Source organism: Oceanobacillus bengalensis, assembly GCF_003628445.1.
GTDB classification, from domain to species: Bacteria; Bacillota; Bacilli; order Bacillales; family Amphibacillaceae; genus Oceanobacillus; species Oceanobacillus bengalensis.
Genome location: NZ_RBZO01000018.1, coordinates 36654 through 53571, shown reverse-complemented (window position 1 = coordinate 53571; position 16918 = coordinate 36654). Strand labels below are relative to the sequence as shown.

The following is a 16918-nucleotide window of genomic DNA, read 5'->3' as shown; positions in this document are numbered from 1 at the left end:
AAATGAAAAATAATATAAAAATATAACGATAAAAAACGAAAGAAAACATTGAAAAATAATAAGTCTTGTTATAAAATGAAAATAGATAATAAGATAAACATCTAGGGGGACATATAAAATGAAAATCGGTATCGGCAGTGACCATAACGCATTTGAATTAAAAGAGACGATTAAACACTTTTTAGCAGATACAGAGCATGAAGTAGTAGATTACGGTTGTTATTCAGAGGATGCAGTGGATTATCCAGATGTGGCTTTTGAGGTTTCAGAAGCGATTAGCGAAGGAAAAGTGGAACGTGGGATTTTAATTTGTGGAACAGGAATTGGTGTATGTATTGCAGCAAATAAATATCCTGGAATCCGTGCAGCACTTGCTCATGATGTATATTCAGCAGAAAGAGCACAATTAAGTAACAATGCACAAATCCTTACATTAGGATCGCAAATTATTGGACCAGAAGCTGCGAAAAAAGTTGTAGACGCATATTTGAGCGTAGCGTGGGCTGAAGGTTCAAAACGTAAAGTAGATAAAATTGTTGAAAAAGAACAAGAATTTGTAAGTCAAAATTTCAGGAGTGCAGTAGCAGGAAGTAATTGCAGCGTCAACTAAATTTTGAGGAGTGGTGTCATGCAATCCTTGTTATTAGATTTTTTAAAAGTAACCGAATCAGCAGCAGTGGCTGCAATGCCTTGGGTTGGCAGTGGGGATAAAATTGCTGCTGACGGGGCTGCAACAAATGCAATGCGTGAAAACTTAAATAAGATGAAAATGGATAGCACAATTGTTATTGGTGAAGGGGAAATTGATGAAGCACCAATGCTTTACATAGGGGAAAAGCTTGGTGCAGGTGGATCCCATGAAGTGGACATTGCTGTTGATCCAATTGAAGGAACAACGCCTACCGTAAATGGCCAAGGGAATGCAATCACAGTTATTGCAGCAGCGCCAAAAGGCACACTTCTCCATGCACCTGATATGTACATGAAGAAAATGGCCGTTGGACCAAAGGCGAAAGGTAAAATTAATCTTGATGCGCCAATAGAAGAAAACTTAAAGGCCGTTGCTGAAGCGAACGGTAAAGCAATTTCAGCGTTAACTGTTCTAATTCAGGATCGCCCAAGACATAAGGAATATATTGAACGCATTCGTCAGATGGGGGCAAAGGTAAGATTATTTAATGATGGTGATGTCATTTATGCAACCGCAACCTGCATTGAGAAACTTGGAATTGATATGTTTTTTGGAATTGGTGGCGCACCAGAAGGCGTACTTGGGGCAGTTGCTGTTCGAACGTTAGGCGGAGAAATGCAGGCGAAACTCCTACCGCGTAATGATGAGGAAATAAGAAGATGTAATGAGATGGGAATTTCGAATCTTGAAAGCGTTCTATCACATGACCAGCTAGTAAGTTCGGATGACTGTGTATTCGTGGCAACAGGTATCACGGATAATCTATTAATCGATGGAATCGAGACGGAATATACGAATTATATTACCCACTCTTTTCTAGCAAATGGCAAAGATAAACAGTTACGATATGTGAAAAGTACATATCCAATTGCTCAAACTGTATAAAAACGCTAGGAGGTTTTACACATGGAATTTTATTTAGATACTGCAAACGTTGAAGAAATTAAACGAATTAACCGTCTAGGTCTTGTAGATGGTGTGACAACAAATCCTTCCATTATTGCGAAGGAAGGCAGAGATTTTGAGGAAACAATTAAAGAGATTTGTAGTATCGTAGACGGCCCTGTAAGTGCTGAAGTTATTGGCCTAACTGTTGAAGAAATGGTGGAAGAAGCAAGAAATATTGCAACTTGGGCACCAAATGTTGTTGTTAAGATTCCAATGACAGAAGCTGGTCTTGAAGCGGTAAATACTTTATCAAAAGAAGGGATTAAAACAAATGTGACGCTAATTTTCTCTGTTGCTCAAGGCTTAATGGCTGCAAAAGCAGGCGCAACGTATATTAGTCCGTTCGTTGGAAGAATTGATGATATTGGAGAAGATGGAATCGAACTGATTCAAAACCTTAAAACAACACTACAAAACTATGGATACGAGGCAAAAATTATTACTGCTAGTATCAGAACAATTGGCCATCTAGAAAAAGCTGCACTAGCTGGAGCTGACATTGCAACCATTCCAGGATCACTTTTACCGAAGTTATGGAAACATCCTTTAACAGACAATGGAATCACGCAATTTTTAGCTGATTGGGAAAAGGTTCCAAAAAAAGTGGAAACATTATAATTGGAAGGATGGATGGAAATGTCAAACATTACTGCTACTTCTGTAGAACAATTATCAATCAATACGATTCGTACACTTTCCATTGATGCGATTGAAAAAGCAAATTCGGGGCATCCGGGGTTGCCAATGGGCGCTGCACCAATGGCATATACGTTATGGACGGACTTTATGACACATAATCCGAAACATTCAAAATGGTTTAACCGTGACCGATTTGTTCTTTCGGCAGGACATGGTTCTATGCTGTTATACAGCCTGCTACATCTTTCAGGCTATGATGTATCCATGGACGATTTGAAAAACTTCCGTCAATGGGGTTCCAAGACACCAGGACATCCTGAAGTACATCATACAGACGGTGTAGAAACAACGACAGGCCCACTTGGACAAGGAATTGCAACCGCTGTTGGGATGGCGATGGCTGAAGCACATCTCGGTGCCACCTATAATAAAGAAGCATATCCTGTCGTCGATCATTACACGTACGCACTTGTTGGTGATGGCGATTTAATGGAAGGAATTTCACATGAAACAGCATCCCTTGCAGGTCATCTTGGATTAGGGAAATTAGTTGTCCTTTATGATTCCAATGACATTTCACTTGATGGGGACTTAAATAAATCATTCTCTGAAAATATTGGCGAACGTTTTAATGCATATGGTTGGCAAGTTCTTCGTGTAGAAGATGGTAATAATGTTCGTGATTTGCAGGATGCCCTGCAACAGGCGAAGGAAAATACGGCACAACCAACGTTAATTGAAGTGAAAACAGTAATTGGCTTTGGTTCACCTAATAAATCAGGTTCTTCTGCTTCTCACGGTGCACCACTAGGTGAAGAAGAAGTGAAATTGACAAAAAATAATTATAGCTGGGAACATGAAGCTTTTTATGTACCGGATGATGTATACAAAGATTTTAATGAAAAAGTTGTGAAAAAAGGAACAGAAGCAGAAGCAGCATGGAACAGTTTACTTGATGCTTATAAGGCAGCATATCCAGAAGAAGGTAAACAATTGCAGTTAGCAATCAATGGTGAATTACCATTGAACTGGGATAAAGACCTACCTACGTATGAAGTCGGTTCATCCCTTGCAACCCGCGCATCTTCGGCTGAAGTGTTAAATGCGATTGCAAAAACAGTGCCAAACTTTATTGGTGGAAGTGCAGATTTAGCTGGCTCAAATAAAACAACAATTAATGGTGTTACTGATTTTTCACGTGAAGACTATGCTGGAAGGAATATTTGGTTCGGTGTCCGTGAATTTGCAATGGCAGCTGCATTAAATGGGATGGCACTTCATGGCGGATTAAATGTATTTGGTGGAACATTCTTCGTATTTAGTGACTACCTACGTCCAGCTGTTAGACTTTCAGCATTGATGAAGTTACCGGCTACCTATGTTTGGACACATGATTCCATCGCGGTTGGTGAAGATGGTCCGACACATGAGCCTGTTGAACATTTAGCGTCATACCGTATGATGCCAGGCTTATCACTTATTCGCCCTGCTGATGGCAATGAAACGCAAGCAGCTTGGAGACTAGCGGTAGAATCAAAAGATAAACCAACTGCATTGGTCCTAACGCGTCAAAACCTACCAACGCTAGAAGGTACGAAGGAAAATGCGTATGATGGTGTGAAAAAAGGTGCATATGTCGTTAGTGATGCGGAAAAAGAAACACCGGATGCATTGATCCTTGCAACTGGTTCTGAAGTACAGTTAGCAGTGAAAGCGCAGGCTATGTTAAGAGAAAAAGGTGTCGATGTTCGTGTGGTAAGTATGCCATCATGGGACCTGTTTGAAGAACAAGATAAAGCATACAAGGATTCTGTTCTCTTGCCAAACGTGAAAAAACGATTGGCGGTAGAAATGGCATCCCCGTTTGGTTGGGATCGTTACGTAGGTGATGAAGGAAGCATTCTTGGCATTAATACCTTTGGCGCATCAGGGCAAGGAGAAAGACTAATAAGAGAATATGGCTTCACAGTTGAAAACGTAGTGAAACAGGTCGAGAATTTACTCTCTTAGGTGCCTGTCACTCCTCGAATTTTGTTGAATAATGTCGAAGCAGAGCAAGGAAGCGGTATGTTTCATACGTTTATGAAGCATGCCGCTTTTTGGGTGCCTGTCACTTGTCGGAATTTGGGGGATATTGTCGAAAATAGTATGTGGTTTGGTTTGAGGGTTTATGGAGCATGCGACTATTAATCATGTTATTTATGTTCACCCTGAAATTTGTAATCATTTTTCAATATAATTTTAATCTTTCTTCTACAGACATCTCCTTTTTCTACTGATAAACTTTGTAAAAAGACAAAATTAGACAAAGGAGATTGTTACGTTGTGGAAATTAGTTCGTAGCTTTTTGTTGATGATGATTACATTTTGTCTCATAACTTACCAATTGGTTCATGTATATGAAACGAATGCACAAGTTCATCCTACTAATGTTACCGATTGCCTAGAGCTTCCATTTCCTTTTGTCATAAAGAATCATGCTTACATAACACATACTGGCCGGACATTAGGAGAAGGAGAAATTACGAAGGTCACTGAACTAGATCATACAGAAGAAGCTGAAAGATGGAACATTTCTAGTGTTGGTGCTAAGAAAGCATGGCTAGAAGGTTTTACAGGAAAGGGCGTTAATATTGCCGTTATTGATACGGGAATCTCCAACCATCCAGACTTAAAAATAGCTGGTGGAGTATCAACGGTCGACTATACAAGTGAGTGGTCCGACGATAATGGTCATGGCACACATATTGCCGGAGTAATTGGGGCGAAGAACGATGGTCATGGAGTAGTTGGGGTAGCACCCGGTGCGAATCTGTATTCTGTCAAGGCTCTAAATCAGAACGGAGAAGGGCAATTGGAGGACGTACTCCGTGCCATTAGGTGGTCGATTGAAAATAATATGGACATTATTAATCTATCAATTGGTACAGGCTTTGAGAGTACATTATTAGAGGAGGCTATCAATGAGGCATATGCGGAGGGTATTTTGATAGTTGCGGCGAGTGGTAATGAGAGCGTTCCTGATTCGGTTGTATATCCAGCCAAATTTGAAAATGTAATTGGGGTATCAGCGGTGGATGGGCGCTTGAACCTTACACCTTTTTCTTCGTATGGACAAGAGGTAGAATTCACTGCACCAGGCTTTAGCATTGTTAGCACGTTTATCGACGGTGCTTATGGCATTGCAAATGGTACATCTCAAGCTGCAGCACATGTAACAGGAATGCTTGCACTTTTAAAGGAAAAATATCCTGATATGACGAACGAGGAACTCAGAGAAATGTTAGTCCAGCATAGTCAAGATATCGGTGATGCTGGTAGGGATGCGTATTTTGGACATGGGTTTATCAGTTATGATGCCCTTGATCAGGATGCTCCAGCTGAAGTCGGCAATCTGGTAGTGACTGGGAATTCACCAACATCTATTTCTATCAGGTGGGAAAACCCTGAAGATACTGATTTTGAAAAAGTAGATATTTATTTGAATGATTCGTTTGTTATTTCTATTCCGCGTGATGCTTCGGAATCCTCATTCACATTTGAAAACCTTGAGGCAGACACGGAATACACCGTGAGTGTTTATACTATTGATGCAATGGGAAATCAGTCGAAAGGGAAGACAATTGTTGAGAGAACAGGTGAGGATTCTGTGGAAGAAGCTTTTCCTGATTTGGATGACACAGTCTCAGGCCAGGATAATTCGGATGAAAGCGATAAGGACTGTGTGATGTTGGATTCTTCAGCGGGCCTAGCGCAGCAATATCAACTGCGTAGTGGGATTTCTAGTGGTGTTTTTGACATAGAAGGCAGCAAGGAGAGAGTAGTGACAGATATGAAACAGGTAGGAAATGAAAATGATTTAACAAAAATGACTTCATCAGATGAGACTGAATTGACTGAAGCGAATAATATTCTCGTTCGATTCTATCAATCTGGTACTCGTTTTGTTAAATCAATGGTAGGTTGGTTATTGGATTAATGAAGGATGGGGGCTGCTGATGTATGTTGGCAGTCTTATTTTATTACCGTACATTAAAAAAAGGGAATAGACAGTCTGTTTAAATGATTTGCCTAGGATATATAGACGCGTGAAATTCTTCGGATCTCGCTCGGAATTCTTCGGTTGTTGCGCGAAATTCGGTTGACCTCGCTCGAATTTCTTCGGTTGTTGCGCGAAATTTGATTGACCCTGCTCGAATTCTCTTGGTTGTTGCGCGAAATTCGGTTGACCCTGCTCGAATTCTCTTGGTTGTTGCGCGAAATTCTATTGACCTTGCTCGAATTCTCTTGGTTGTTGCGCGAAATTTGATTGACCCTGCTCGAATTCTCTTGGTTGTTGCGCGAAATTCGATTGACCTCGCTCGAATTCTCTTGGTTGTTGCGCGAAATTCGATTGACCTCGCTCGAAATTCTTCGGCCCACGCGCGAAATACCACGGGTCTCGCTCGAATTTCAGTAAGCCTCAGGCACCTTTCCACGTATTTTTTTCTTTTTTCTACACAAGCTAATTGGAAAAAGGGGAACAAGTATGGATCTGATTCAAAGATACGTATCAAAGGAATTAACGCATTTTGTTGGAAGACATCGCCCAGAAAGGGAGCGCTTTGATCTACTGATAGATATTATAAAAAGTGGCTGGATTTTACATAAAAACATTGATGGGGACATGAAAATAAACATTGATGCAAAAGGACTTGAGGATATAGTCAAACCAGGAATTACTTGTTTTGCAGATATTCCAATTAACGACTTATCTTTACATATGGAGAAGTATAGCAATTTTGGTTTGGCATTTAAGAAGGATTTTCTCGTTGAAAATGGTGCAAATCCTGTTCTTTACATCGCCGCTAATGGGAAATTAGAAGAATCCCCAGGAGGAAACTGGCTCCATCGTGAGGATTATTTCAAAGAAAACATCAAGGGATATTTTAAACTTATAGAAGAAATACGCAGTCATCTCGATGATTCAGAGAGCCACGCACTATTAAACCGTCTAGATACGTTCCTAACAAAGAACATTTTTTCCTTTTTAAAACCATTCGATGCATCAAAAACAGATGCAGATGAAGATAATTATTACATGGAAAGAGAATGGAGGATCGTAGGAGATTTACATTTTTCTATGCATGATATTACACGAATACTTATACCAGAAAGCTATGGGGAGCGGCTCAAACAGACATTACCATCTTATTATGGGCAAATTTCTTTTACAGAATAGGGGAGAGGCGCCAATAAGTACACTGGCGCGAATGGTATGATTGTAAAGAAGTTAATAGTAGAATAAACCTGCGAAAGAAAAACACCCGGAGTGAACAAACAAAGCTCCAAGTGTTTTTTATTCTTTAATCACTTGTTGTCTCTTACGTCATCCGCCTGAAAATCATCCTATCAAGTGCGCACCAATCGCCCCTGCATATGGACCATTTTCCAAAAACACGGCCTCGTAGTCCATCATGCGCTGGAAGCCAATTAGCACATCCCTTAATGGCGCATTTCCTTGTAATGTACTACCAACAAAAACAATATTCCCAACTTGCTTACTTCCTGCTGCTTGTGCTGCAAGGGAAATAATCGTCTCCCCCACAAGCTGAGCAAGTGCTGCAACATGGTCCTCGACCCTTGCTTTCTCGTTCAGATGAGCTTTTCCGAAATTTGCTGCTGTTAAGTAGCCAAAAATCGGTGGCTCATTCGGTGCATAAATATCTTTTACCAATAAATCACTGTTTTCATGTTTGCCTTTATTAGCGAGTTCAATTAGATGGTGGTAGTCATTGCGTCCAGTAATGAGTGATCCGAGGCCCATTAATGTTCCCCCACCAATTCCACTGCCAAACATTCGCTCATAGGAATCAGCCTTTACATGGAAGACAGATGTCCCTGTGCCAATGCTTACAAGAATAAAATCCTCATTCACCAATAATTTTTCTTTTCTCAACAAGTAACGCGTTCCTTCTACTACTGCCGAAAATTCCTCGATAAGATGTCCACGCTGTTTTGCAACTTCCTTTATGTACTGGGCTTTTCCACCAGTTAGAAGAAGTGTCGACTCTGGAGAAATTATCCCAAGCCAATTTAATAGCTGCTTTGTCTCCTCGTTCCCGTATGTTTTCACATGAAAATTTCCTTGTTCTTCGTATGCTACTTTAATCAGCGACCCACCAGCATCAATTCCTATTTTTCTAGGCATATAACCGTTCCTTTCCGTATTAAGCACTGTTTCTTATAGATTATTTCGACACAATGGTAGAGAAATCCTTCCAAGTTGGCAACTTCCTTGATAGTGGCTTAAAATAGAGTTAAGTATGAAACCTTTTGAAATCTACTAACGTATAACTAGTTAAGGGAATTCAAATAACATTACTTTTATAGAGGATATTTAAAAAGTCCGGTTTATCCACCTTTTTTAATAAATATTTTGCCAAACAGGAGTTGATTATAATGAAGTCCTTTTTCCAGTTTGTACTAAGATCTGTGGCTGGATTCTGCGGGATGGTTACAACGTGGCTTGTGAGTATGTTTGCACTTGGGCAAACTTTTCTTATATCTAGTCTTTTTGCTTTCATTGGCGGAGTAGTTGTCTATGTTGCTTTAAAACAAATTATGCATTTTCGCTTGGTTCGGGGCAATGGCCTGACAAGGAGAGAGTATAAGTTTATTGATAAAAATTTAAAAGAAGCAAAAGAGAAAATTGCACGTCTACAAAAATCAATTTGGCGTGTCAAATCGGTTGACCAAGCGAAATACAACCTAGAAATGGTCCGAACAGTGAAAAAAATATACAGCAACACAAAGAATGATCCGAAGCGGTTTTATAAGGCGGAAGGATTTTACTATAAGCATTTGGATTCACTCGTCGAATTAGCGGAAAAATACGCATTTTTATCCACACAACCTGTTAATTCAAAAGAGATGGCAGACTCTTTAAGGGATACACGACGCATGCTTTTTAGCTTAGGCGAGACGGTGAAGAAAGATTTACATCTCATGCTCAATGATGATATGGATACCTTACATTTTGAATTAGATGTTGCGAAGAATTCAGTCAAAAAAGCGAAGGGGAGGATTTCGAAATGAATGAACAAAAGCAATCAAATGAAATGGATGATTTATTAGCGAACCCGTTTGGGAAAAAAGTGGATAATGGTGTGCAGACAGAGGTAGTACAAAATTCAGATAAGCCTACTAGAATCATCGATGCGTTACCAGAGGAAGACAAGCAAAAGGCGGTACAGCTTGCAAAGCAAATTGACCCAAAGGACCAGCAATCTATTGTTGCATATGGTACCGAGGCACAGTCTAAACTCTTAGATTTCTCCCATTCGATGCTTGAACGTGTAGACAGCAATGAAGCGGAGGAGATTGGGGAGATTCTCAAGGATTTAATGAAAAGGTTAGAGCAAGTAAATCCTGATGAACTATCTACGCAAAAACGTGGTGTTTTTTCTCGGATTTTCGGAAAAATTTCAAGCTCTGTTAATGAAATTTTATCAAAATATCAAAAAACAGGGGCACAAATTGATCGTATTAGTGTAAAACTTGACAGAAGTAAAAGTGCGCTAATGAAGGATAATCATTTGCTACAAGATTTATTTGACCGAAATCGTGATTTTTACGATGCGTTAAATATTTATATTGCTGCAGGCGAAGTAAAGATGGAAGAATTAGATACTCAGACCATTCCAGCACTGAGGAAAAAAGCAGAACTTAGCCAAAACCAAATGGATGTGCAAGAAGTAAATGACACGATGCAATTTGCAGAGCGACTTGAGAAACGGATGCATGACTTGAAGTTAAGTAGGCAAATTACGTTGCAAAGTGCACCTCAAATTCGTCTCATTCAAAACACAAATCAAGCATTGGTGGAAAAAATCCAGTCTTCGATTTTGACTGCAATTCCTTTATGGAAAAATCAAATCGCAATCGCACTTACATTACTACGTCAACGAAATGCCGTTGAAGCACAGAAACAAGTATCAAAAACAACGAATGATTTACTGTTAAAAAATGCAGAGCTGTTAAAAACGAACACGATTGAATCAGCAAGAGAGAATGAACGAGGTCTTGTTGATGTAGAAACCTTGAAGAAAACCCAAGAGGATCTTGTGTCAACAATTGAAGAAACACTACGCATCCAAACAGAAGGACGAACCAAACGCAGGCAAGCAGAAGTAGAAATACAAAACATGGAAAACGAACTAAAACAGAAATTACTAGAATTACGATAGGGTGCCTGTCACTTGTCGGGATTTGTTGGATTTTGTCGATAATTTCATAAAGGAAAAAGGGTTAACACATTTTATGTCAAAAAGTGTTAACCCTTTTTGAATATTTCCTTCCTTCTCAAAAATGCGGGGATATTTTTGTGGATAATAATTTTTTTGTGGTAAAATATATAGTATTAAAGCTTTAGAAGGAGGTGAAGTGGTATGAGTGAACAATTATTAGAAAAGATAATAGAGGAATTACAGGGAATAAAACAACTTCAACAAGAAACAAAACAAGAGCAATATGAAATGAAACTCGAGCAACAAGGCACGAAACAAGAGCTGGTAGCTTTGAAGCAAGAGCAATATGAAATGAAACTCGAGCAACAAGGTACGAAACAAGAGTTGGCAGCTTTGAGGCAAGAGCAACAAGGCATGAAACAAGAGCAAAGAATTACTAATGAGCGATTAACAAATATAGAAACGAAACAAAGCCTTATCTACAATCAGACGGGTAAACTTACCGAATATCATACAGAAATTATGTCTAGTTTTGAGAAACTTGCGACTAAAGATGACCTGGTCTATTATGATAAGAAGATTGGCGAGCATGATAGACACTTATTTAAAAACAGGTGACAGGAACCTCATGAATTCCATTAGATGCCTTTATTTAATAGGGTCAAATAAATTTAGAAATAAGTGACAAGATATTCTCCCACAGTATTTTCACCCATGTCATTCCACAGCTATTATTTACAAAAATATGTCTTCCGCATATAAACGCACGATTCATTCCCAATGACTTCACATTCTTATATGGAAATTCTCCAATAAATTGCTAACATCCATTTATAAGTTTCCTAACTATTATTTCGAAAAGATAAAGATAGCGTATAGATGGAAAAACAAGAGAAACTTCTATTCACTTTTCTGTCACTATATAGAAAAACCTACCTTTAAAGGTAGGTTTTTCGTTCCTTCTTAAATATTTTTTCTTCTGTACTGAATAAATACTGCTAGTATCCCGACCATTAATAATATTGCTCCGATTGCAATGTAGTTAAAGGTATTAGTTGCAGTATCTGGTAATGTTTTTCCGCCTTGTTGGTTATTTGTACTAGATCCGTTGTTGTTACCTTGGTTATTATTATCTTTAATTACACCGTTGTTTTTGTTTTGACCATCTGTGTCAGTTCCAGTACTAGGTTTATTAGGCGGTTCAGTAATATTTGTAACCTCAATAGTCTGAACAGCTTCAACCCCATCACTATTCTTCACGTAAACAGTGTACGTACCATTTTCCGTGATATCAAATGCCCCCACTTCAAGGTCAATATCATTTCCTGCATCAACAAAATCCTCTGCGGCTTTGTCGCCTTTTAACCATTTCAAAGCAACAAGATCTGTTTCACTATTCGTATCAACAGTAATAGTAATAGGACCTTCTGTTGGCTCCGTAGTAGAAGGTGTTAACGTAACGTTAATTTCTTCTGCTGGATTAGTAACATCTGGAACTTCAATATTTGTAACCTTAATCGTTTGAACAGCTTCAACCCCATCACTATTCTTCACGTAAACAGTGTACATACCATTTGCCGTAACATCAAATGCCTTCGCTTCAAGGTTAATTTCATTTCCTGCTTCTGCAAAATCTCCAATAGATTTCTCGTCTTTAAGCCATTTCAGTGCAACAAGATCTGATTCACTATCCGTGTTAACAGAAATAGTGACAGGACCTTCTGTTGGGTCTGTAGTAGAAGGTGTTAACGTAACGTTAATTTCTTCCACTGGATCAGTAATATTCTCAACCTCAATCGTCTGAACCGCTTCAACCTCATCACTATTCTTCACGTAAACGGTGTATGTGCCGTTTTCCGTAACATCAAATGATCCGGTTTCAAGTTCAATATCGTTTCCTGCTTCTGCAAAATCTGCAGTAGTTTTCTCGCCTTCAAGCCATTTTAGAGCAACAAGCTCAGAAACACTGTCAGTATCAACGCTAATCGTAACAGGGCCTTCAGTATGCTCAGTAGTGGAAGGTGCTAATGTGATATTGACTTCTTCTACAGGTTCTGTAATATTCTCAATTGCAATCGTCTGAACTACTTCAACATCATCGGTATTCTTCATGTAAACGGAATACGTACCATTTTCCGTAACGTCAAACGCTAAGTCTTCTAGTGCGATGTCATTACCTGCTTCTGCAAAATCCTCAGCAGTTTTCTTACCTTCAAGCCATTTCAAAGCAACAAGTTCAGAAGCACTGTCAGTATCAATGCTAATTGTAACAGGGCCTTCAGTAGGCTCGGTAGTAGAAGGTGTTAGTGTGACATTAAATTCCACTTCTGGATCTGTATCATCCGAATTCGTTATATTCGTAACCGTAATCGTTTGAACAGCTTCTAGCTCCTCACTATTTTTTACATAAACGGAATACGTTCCATTTTCCGTTACATCAAAAGCTCCCACTTCAAGTTCAATATCATTACCTGCCTCTGCGAAATCTTCCGCAGTTTTCTTGCCTTCAAGCCATTTCAAAGTAACAAGTTCAGATTCGCTGTCTGTATCGACATTAATCGTAACAGGTCCTTCTGTAGGCTCAGTAGTAGAAGCTGTTAATGTGATATTGACTTCTTCCACAGGTTCTGTAATATTTTCCACTGCAATCGTTTGAATAGCTTCAACCTCATCACTATTCTTCACGTAAACGGTATACGTCCCATTTTCCGACACATCAAAAGCTCCCGCTTCAAGGGCAATATCATTTCCTGCCTCTGCAAAATCCTCCGCAGTTTTTTCGCCTTCAAGCCATTTCAAAGCAACAAGTTCAGATTCGCTGTCAGTATCGACAGTAATCGTCACAGGCCCTTCTGTAGGCTCAGTAGTGGAAGGTGTTAATGTGATATTGACTTCTTCCACAGGTTCTGTAATATTTGCAACCTCAATGGTCTGAACAGCTTCAACCTCATCACTATTCTTCACATAAACGGTGTACGTACCATTTTCCGTAACATCAAAAGCTCCCGCTTCAAGGGCAATATCATTTCCTGCCTCTGCAAAATCTGCGGCAGTTTTCTCGCCTTCAAGCCATTTCAGAGCAACAAGCTCAGTTTCGCTGTCTGTATCGACAGTAATCGTAACAGGCCCTTCTGTTGGCTCAGTTGTAGAAGGTGTTAATGTAACATTCATTTCTTTTGGTGCTTCTGCTTTTACATTTAATGTCACATCTGCTGTTGCAGTATTCTCTACAATATCATTAACATGTAAGCTAAGTGTATTTTCACCGCTTGGAAGTTCTGTTAATGGAATGGCAAATGTACCATCTTGTTCTAATACAACTTCATTTTGTTCTGATGTGTTTCCGTCTTTATCTGTTACTTCATAAGTAACGGTTAACTTTTCGTTAACATCATATGGTAGGGCGAACATGTTTTCTACGGTTTCTTTAAAATCGATGAAGCCATCGGTAATCGTTCCAGTAACTTCATATTCAGATGATTCGATTTCTTCTTCGACCGTATCAAATTCAATTTCCGATGCAGTTGTTTTTACAAAAAATGGACCATCATCTGCAAGGAATGTTATATCACCTGATTCAAGATCCCATGAATTGAAATCGATGGTATATACACCATCAGGTATCACTGTTTCTTCGTCTGTTCCCCAGTCAACGTACGTTCCGCCTATTGGAATTGACCAATATCCAGCTTGTAATGGTTGGAATGCAAAATATCCTAGGTATCCATCACCGAAAGCTCCACCATCTGGATTCACTGCGTCCCAAAGTTCAATGGACATTGCCTCTTCATCATTCAATAAACCAAATTGTAGAAGTGCTTCCTCATGTTTTCCATCCCCATTTGGAGAAATTGCATACTCTTCCAACTCAAAATATTCCAAGCCTGTTGGACTTTGCGTCGAGAACTCTACTGCAAATGGTAAGGATAGATTCGTCGTTCCATTTGTTATATGGATATATCCAAGTAGTTCATTACCAGGTGATTCTTCTCCTGCAGGTACGGTTAATTCCACGTTAAGTGTCTCAGAATCTCCTAATGTGAATGATGATTTGTCTACTGAAACAGAAGCATCCGCTAATTCACCTGTAGCTGCTTTTGTTACCTCGACGCTAACATCATAATTGCTTGATGCTCCGCTTAAGTTTCTTACTTCAATTTCTTTCGTTTTCGTTGTTTCTTGTTCAGGGTCTGGTGAAACTCTGCCAAATGTCACGGTACCCTTTTCATAATTGACAATCTCCCCATCAGATTCAGTAGTGTCTAATGCATAGGCCAATGCTTCTGCGGACACTGCTTCAAGGGGTTGTACACGACCAGGCCCTTGTGCAAACACGTCATACAGTTCTGTATCTAATTGTTTTGCTGTATTTGATAATGCAACTTTAACATCGTATGGTGTCCAATCTGGATTTTTAGAAAGTAATAATGCTGCTATTCCCGCAACTTGAGGGGCAGCCATACTTGTACCTGTTTTACGATCATAGGCTTTCGCGTAATCAGCTTCTGGATCATCTTTTCCATAGGCAGGGATTGTCGACATGATATTTGTTCCAGGTGCAGAAACATCTGGTTTAATATCAAATACTGGTGTCGATGGTCCACGTGAACTTGAATCATTGATATGATCGCCTTCTGTAGTATCTTTTTCATAATCTGAGAAAGTTACTTTTCCTGTTTTATTTTCAGTTGCCTCAATTGCTTCTCTAAAAGCTTGTCCATCTGCAGTAGCGATATCATAGGTTGGAATAAAGCCAAATGAATTACCAAGTAAAACATCTGCTGGTCCATCCCCTTCGACATTATTATGGATGATGATGCCAACTGCACCAGCATCTTTAGCTGCAGCAATTTTATCTACAAATGCGATTTCGCCACGAGATGCGAGGACTACTTTTCCTTCAGCATCGATCCCCTCATAATCAGATGCAGCACCGAAACCAGGGACTGCGACTACATCATATGAACCTGATAATGTTTCTGCAGGGTCTTCAGCAAATGTCCAACCCATTAAAGCAACATTATATTCATCGCTGTAAGTACCAGCTTCTACTGATAACGTAGCCTGAATCGTTTCTTCCGGTAAAGTCGAGTTACCAACGGAAATTGCTAATGCAGCTGATGCTGGATTTCCGACTGTACCACGGCCTGGGCCACTATTACCAGTTGCAACAATGGAGGTAACACCAGCTAATGTTGCATTATTGATTGCAATTGAATCTGGGGCAGTTTGACTATTACTACCACCGCCTAATGATAGATTAATAATGTCCATATCTTCTTCAACTGCTTTATCAATACCAGCGATTATTCCAGAAGTCATGCCACTTCCATAAGCACCCAAAACGCGGTAAGCATATAAATCTATTTTAGGGGCAATGCCTTTAATACCGTGATCATTGTTTCCTGTAGCGGCAATAATACCAGCTACATGCGTACCATGAGAGGTATAGAAAGAACTACCATTTGCACTAAACTCAGGCATATGTTCTGGCCAGTCTTCAGGTGTCGTCTCATATGGATCGTCATCAGCACGTTCACGCGCATAGTCTGGACCATGCTTTATAAAATTATATCCACCCTTATAAATCCCTTCAAAATCGGGGTGATTGTAATCAATCCCAGTATCAAGGACAGCTACTTTTACCCCTTCTCCTTCATAACCATCCTCCCAAAGTTCAGGTACTTCAAGATGTGGAACACTATCAACCATTGCACTATCCACACGGTCATCTGGAGAAATGTCTAGTGCGTGTACTACTTCATCTGGTTCTACATTTAAGACCCCATCAATGGTTAGTAGTTCGTCTAGTTCACTCGCCTTTAACTTTATTGACATACCATTGAATGCTTGATGATATGTAAATCCTTTTTCGTAATTTATTTTCTTGGATTTCAAAGCTTTTTCAAATCGAGCTTGCTCGTTAATGACTTTCGTTTTTGCTGTAGTTGCTTGAGATGCACTAAATGATTTCCCTTGAACCTTATTCTGTCCTTCTTCTAAAGCAACAGGGGGCTCAGATAGTTGAACAATGACGGCAACTTCCTTATTCCCGCTTATTTCTTGTAAGGATGGATTGATAGCAGGTTTTTGCTCCAACATTGTTCGTTGTTTTGAAACGGTTTCTTTTAAGTGCGCGATTCTTTCTTCCGTGTTTAATTGCTTACTAGAATCATTGCTTGAATTGGCCGATATCAATACCGGATTAAATAGAGAAAAAATTAATGTAATGATTAATAGAATACTAGAAAACTTATTTGACAACTTCCCCTTCAACCTTCATTCCTCCCTTAGTTCCTTTGTAATAGTACGTATTAGATTACAGGTTAGATATACCTAGACCGCTATGCACCACCTCTTTCGCTACTATTTGACTTGGTAGAATAATATGACATAAGAATAATAACATAAT

General features: G+C 39.4%; 11 protein-coding genes. 9 read left to right on the top strand and 2 right to left on the bottom strand.

The features are described from left to right. Nucleotides 1-118: 118 nt before the first annotated feature. From rpiB to D8M05_RS12055, 6 genes are all read left to right on the top strand, one after another. Entirely contained in the window at nucleotides 119-610 is a 492-nt protein-coding gene (gene rpiB / locus D8M05_RS12085) for a ribose 5-phosphate isomerase B (protein ID WP_121132124.1), read from the top strand. An 18-nt stretch (nucleotides 611-628) separates the two neighbouring features. Beyond that, complete coding sequence (gene glpX / locus D8M05_RS12080; RefSeq protein WP_121132122.1) at nucleotides 629-1576, top strand: class II fructose-bisphosphatase; 948 nt, start codon at nucleotides 629-631, stop codon at nucleotides 1574-1576. Nucleotides 1577-1597: 21 nt separating this feature from the next. Next, a complete protein-coding gene (fsa, locus tag D8M05_RS12075; RefSeq protein WP_121132121.1) occupies nucleotides 1598-2257 on the top strand; it encodes a fructose-6-phosphate aldolase in 660 nt (219 codons plus the stop codon). An 18-nt stretch (nucleotides 2258-2275) separates the two neighbouring features. Next, nucleotides 2276-4288 carry a transketolase gene (tkt, locus tag D8M05_RS12070; protein ID WP_121132184.1) on the top strand — a complete coding sequence of 671 codons (2013 nt, stop codon included), beginning with the start codon at nucleotides 2276-2278 and terminating at the stop codon, nucleotides 4286-4288. A 313-nt stretch (nucleotides 4289-4601) separates the two neighbouring features. Continuing rightward, complete coding sequence (locus D8M05_RS12065) at nucleotides 4602-6257, top strand: S8 family serine peptidase (RefSeq protein ID WP_121132119.1); 1656 nt, start codon at nucleotides 4602-4604, stop codon at nucleotides 6255-6257. Nucleotides 6258-6806: 549 nt separating this feature from the next. Continuing rightward, nucleotides 6807-7499, top strand: coding sequence for an abortive infection system antitoxin AbiGi family protein (locus D8M05_RS12055; protein WP_121132117.1), 693 nt, complete (start codon nucleotides 6807-6809; stop codon nucleotides 7497-7499). A gap of 162 nt (nucleotides 7500-7661) precedes the next feature. Here the strand turns inward: D8M05_RS12055 and coaW are convergent, their stop codons facing one another. Next, the gene (coaW, locus tag D8M05_RS12050) at nucleotides 7662-8468 is read right to left on the bottom strand and encodes a type II pantothenate kinase (protein WP_121132113.1); all 807 of its coding nucleotides are present in this window, start codon (nucleotides 8466-8468) and stop codon (nucleotides 7662-7664) included. Nucleotides 8469-8719: 251 nt separating this feature from the next. On the opposite strand from coaW, the gene D8M05_RS12045 reads away from it, so the two are divergent. The 3 genes from D8M05_RS12045 to D8M05_RS12035 all read left to right on the top strand — a co-directional run bounded on the left by D8M05_RS12045 (nucleotide 8720) and on the right by D8M05_RS12035 (nucleotide 11124). Further along, entirely contained in the window at nucleotides 8720-9355 is a 636-nt protein-coding gene (locus tag D8M05_RS12045; RefSeq protein WP_121132112.1) for a 5-bromo-4-chloroindolyl phosphate hydrolysis family protein, read from the top strand. Then, entirely contained in the window at nucleotides 9352-10506 is a 1155-nt protein-coding gene (locus D8M05_RS12040; protein WP_121132110.1) for a toxic anion resistance protein, read from the top strand. Before D8M05_RS12045 ends, D8M05_RS12040 begins: the two co-directional genes overlap by 4 nt. A 201-nt stretch (nucleotides 10507-10707) precedes the next feature. Continuing rightward, nucleotides 10708-11124: a hypothetical protein gene (locus D8M05_RS12035; RefSeq protein ID WP_121132108.1), complete on the top strand. Its 417-nt coding sequence runs from the start codon at nucleotides 10708-10710 to the stop codon at nucleotides 11122-11124. A gap of 345 nt (nucleotides 11125-11469) precedes the next feature. Here D8M05_RS12035 and D8M05_RS12030 read toward each other — a convergent pair whose 3' ends face one another. Then, nucleotides 11470-16782 (bottom strand): S8 family serine peptidase, encoded by a 5313-nt coding sequence (locus D8M05_RS12030; RefSeq protein ID WP_121132106.1) that lies wholly within the window; start codon nucleotides 16780-16782, stop codon nucleotides 11470-11472. Nucleotides 16783-16918 lie beyond the last annotated feature (136 nt).

Excerpts from the sequence above, each read along its gene's own strand:
- rpiB (WP_121132124.1), top strand. The coding sequence starts at position 119 with ATGAAAATCGGTATCGGCAGTGACCATAACGCATTTGAATTAAAAGAG.
- glpX (WP_121132122.1), top strand. The coding sequence starts at position 629 with ATGCAATCCTTGTTATTAGATTTTTTAAAAGTAACCGAATCAGCAGCA.
- fsa (WP_121132121.1), top strand. The coding sequence starts at position 1,598 with ATGGAATTTTATTTAGATACTGCAAACGTTGAAGAAATTAAACGAATT.
- tkt (WP_121132184.1), top strand. The coding sequence starts at position 2,276 with ATGTCAAACATTACTGCTACTTCTGTAGAACAATTATCAATCAATACG.
- D8M05_RS12055 (WP_121132117.1), top strand. The coding sequence starts at position 6,807 with ATGGATCTGATTCAAAGATACGTATCAAAGGAATTAACGCATTTTGTT.
- coaW (WP_121132113.1), bottom strand. The coding sequence starts at position 8,468 with ATGCCTAGAAAAATAGGAATTGATGCTGGTGGGTCGCTGATTAAAGTA.
- D8M05_RS12045 (WP_121132112.1), top strand. The coding sequence starts at position 8,720 with ATGAAGTCCTTTTTCCAGTTTGTACTAAGATCTGTGGCTGGATTCTGC.
- D8M05_RS12040 (WP_121132110.1), top strand. The coding sequence starts at position 9,352 with ATGAATGAACAAAAGCAATCAAATGAAATGGATGATTTATTAGCGAAC.
- D8M05_RS12035 (WP_121132108.1), top strand. The coding sequence starts at position 10,708 with ATGAGTGAACAATTATTAGAAAAGATAATAGAGGAATTACAGGGAATA.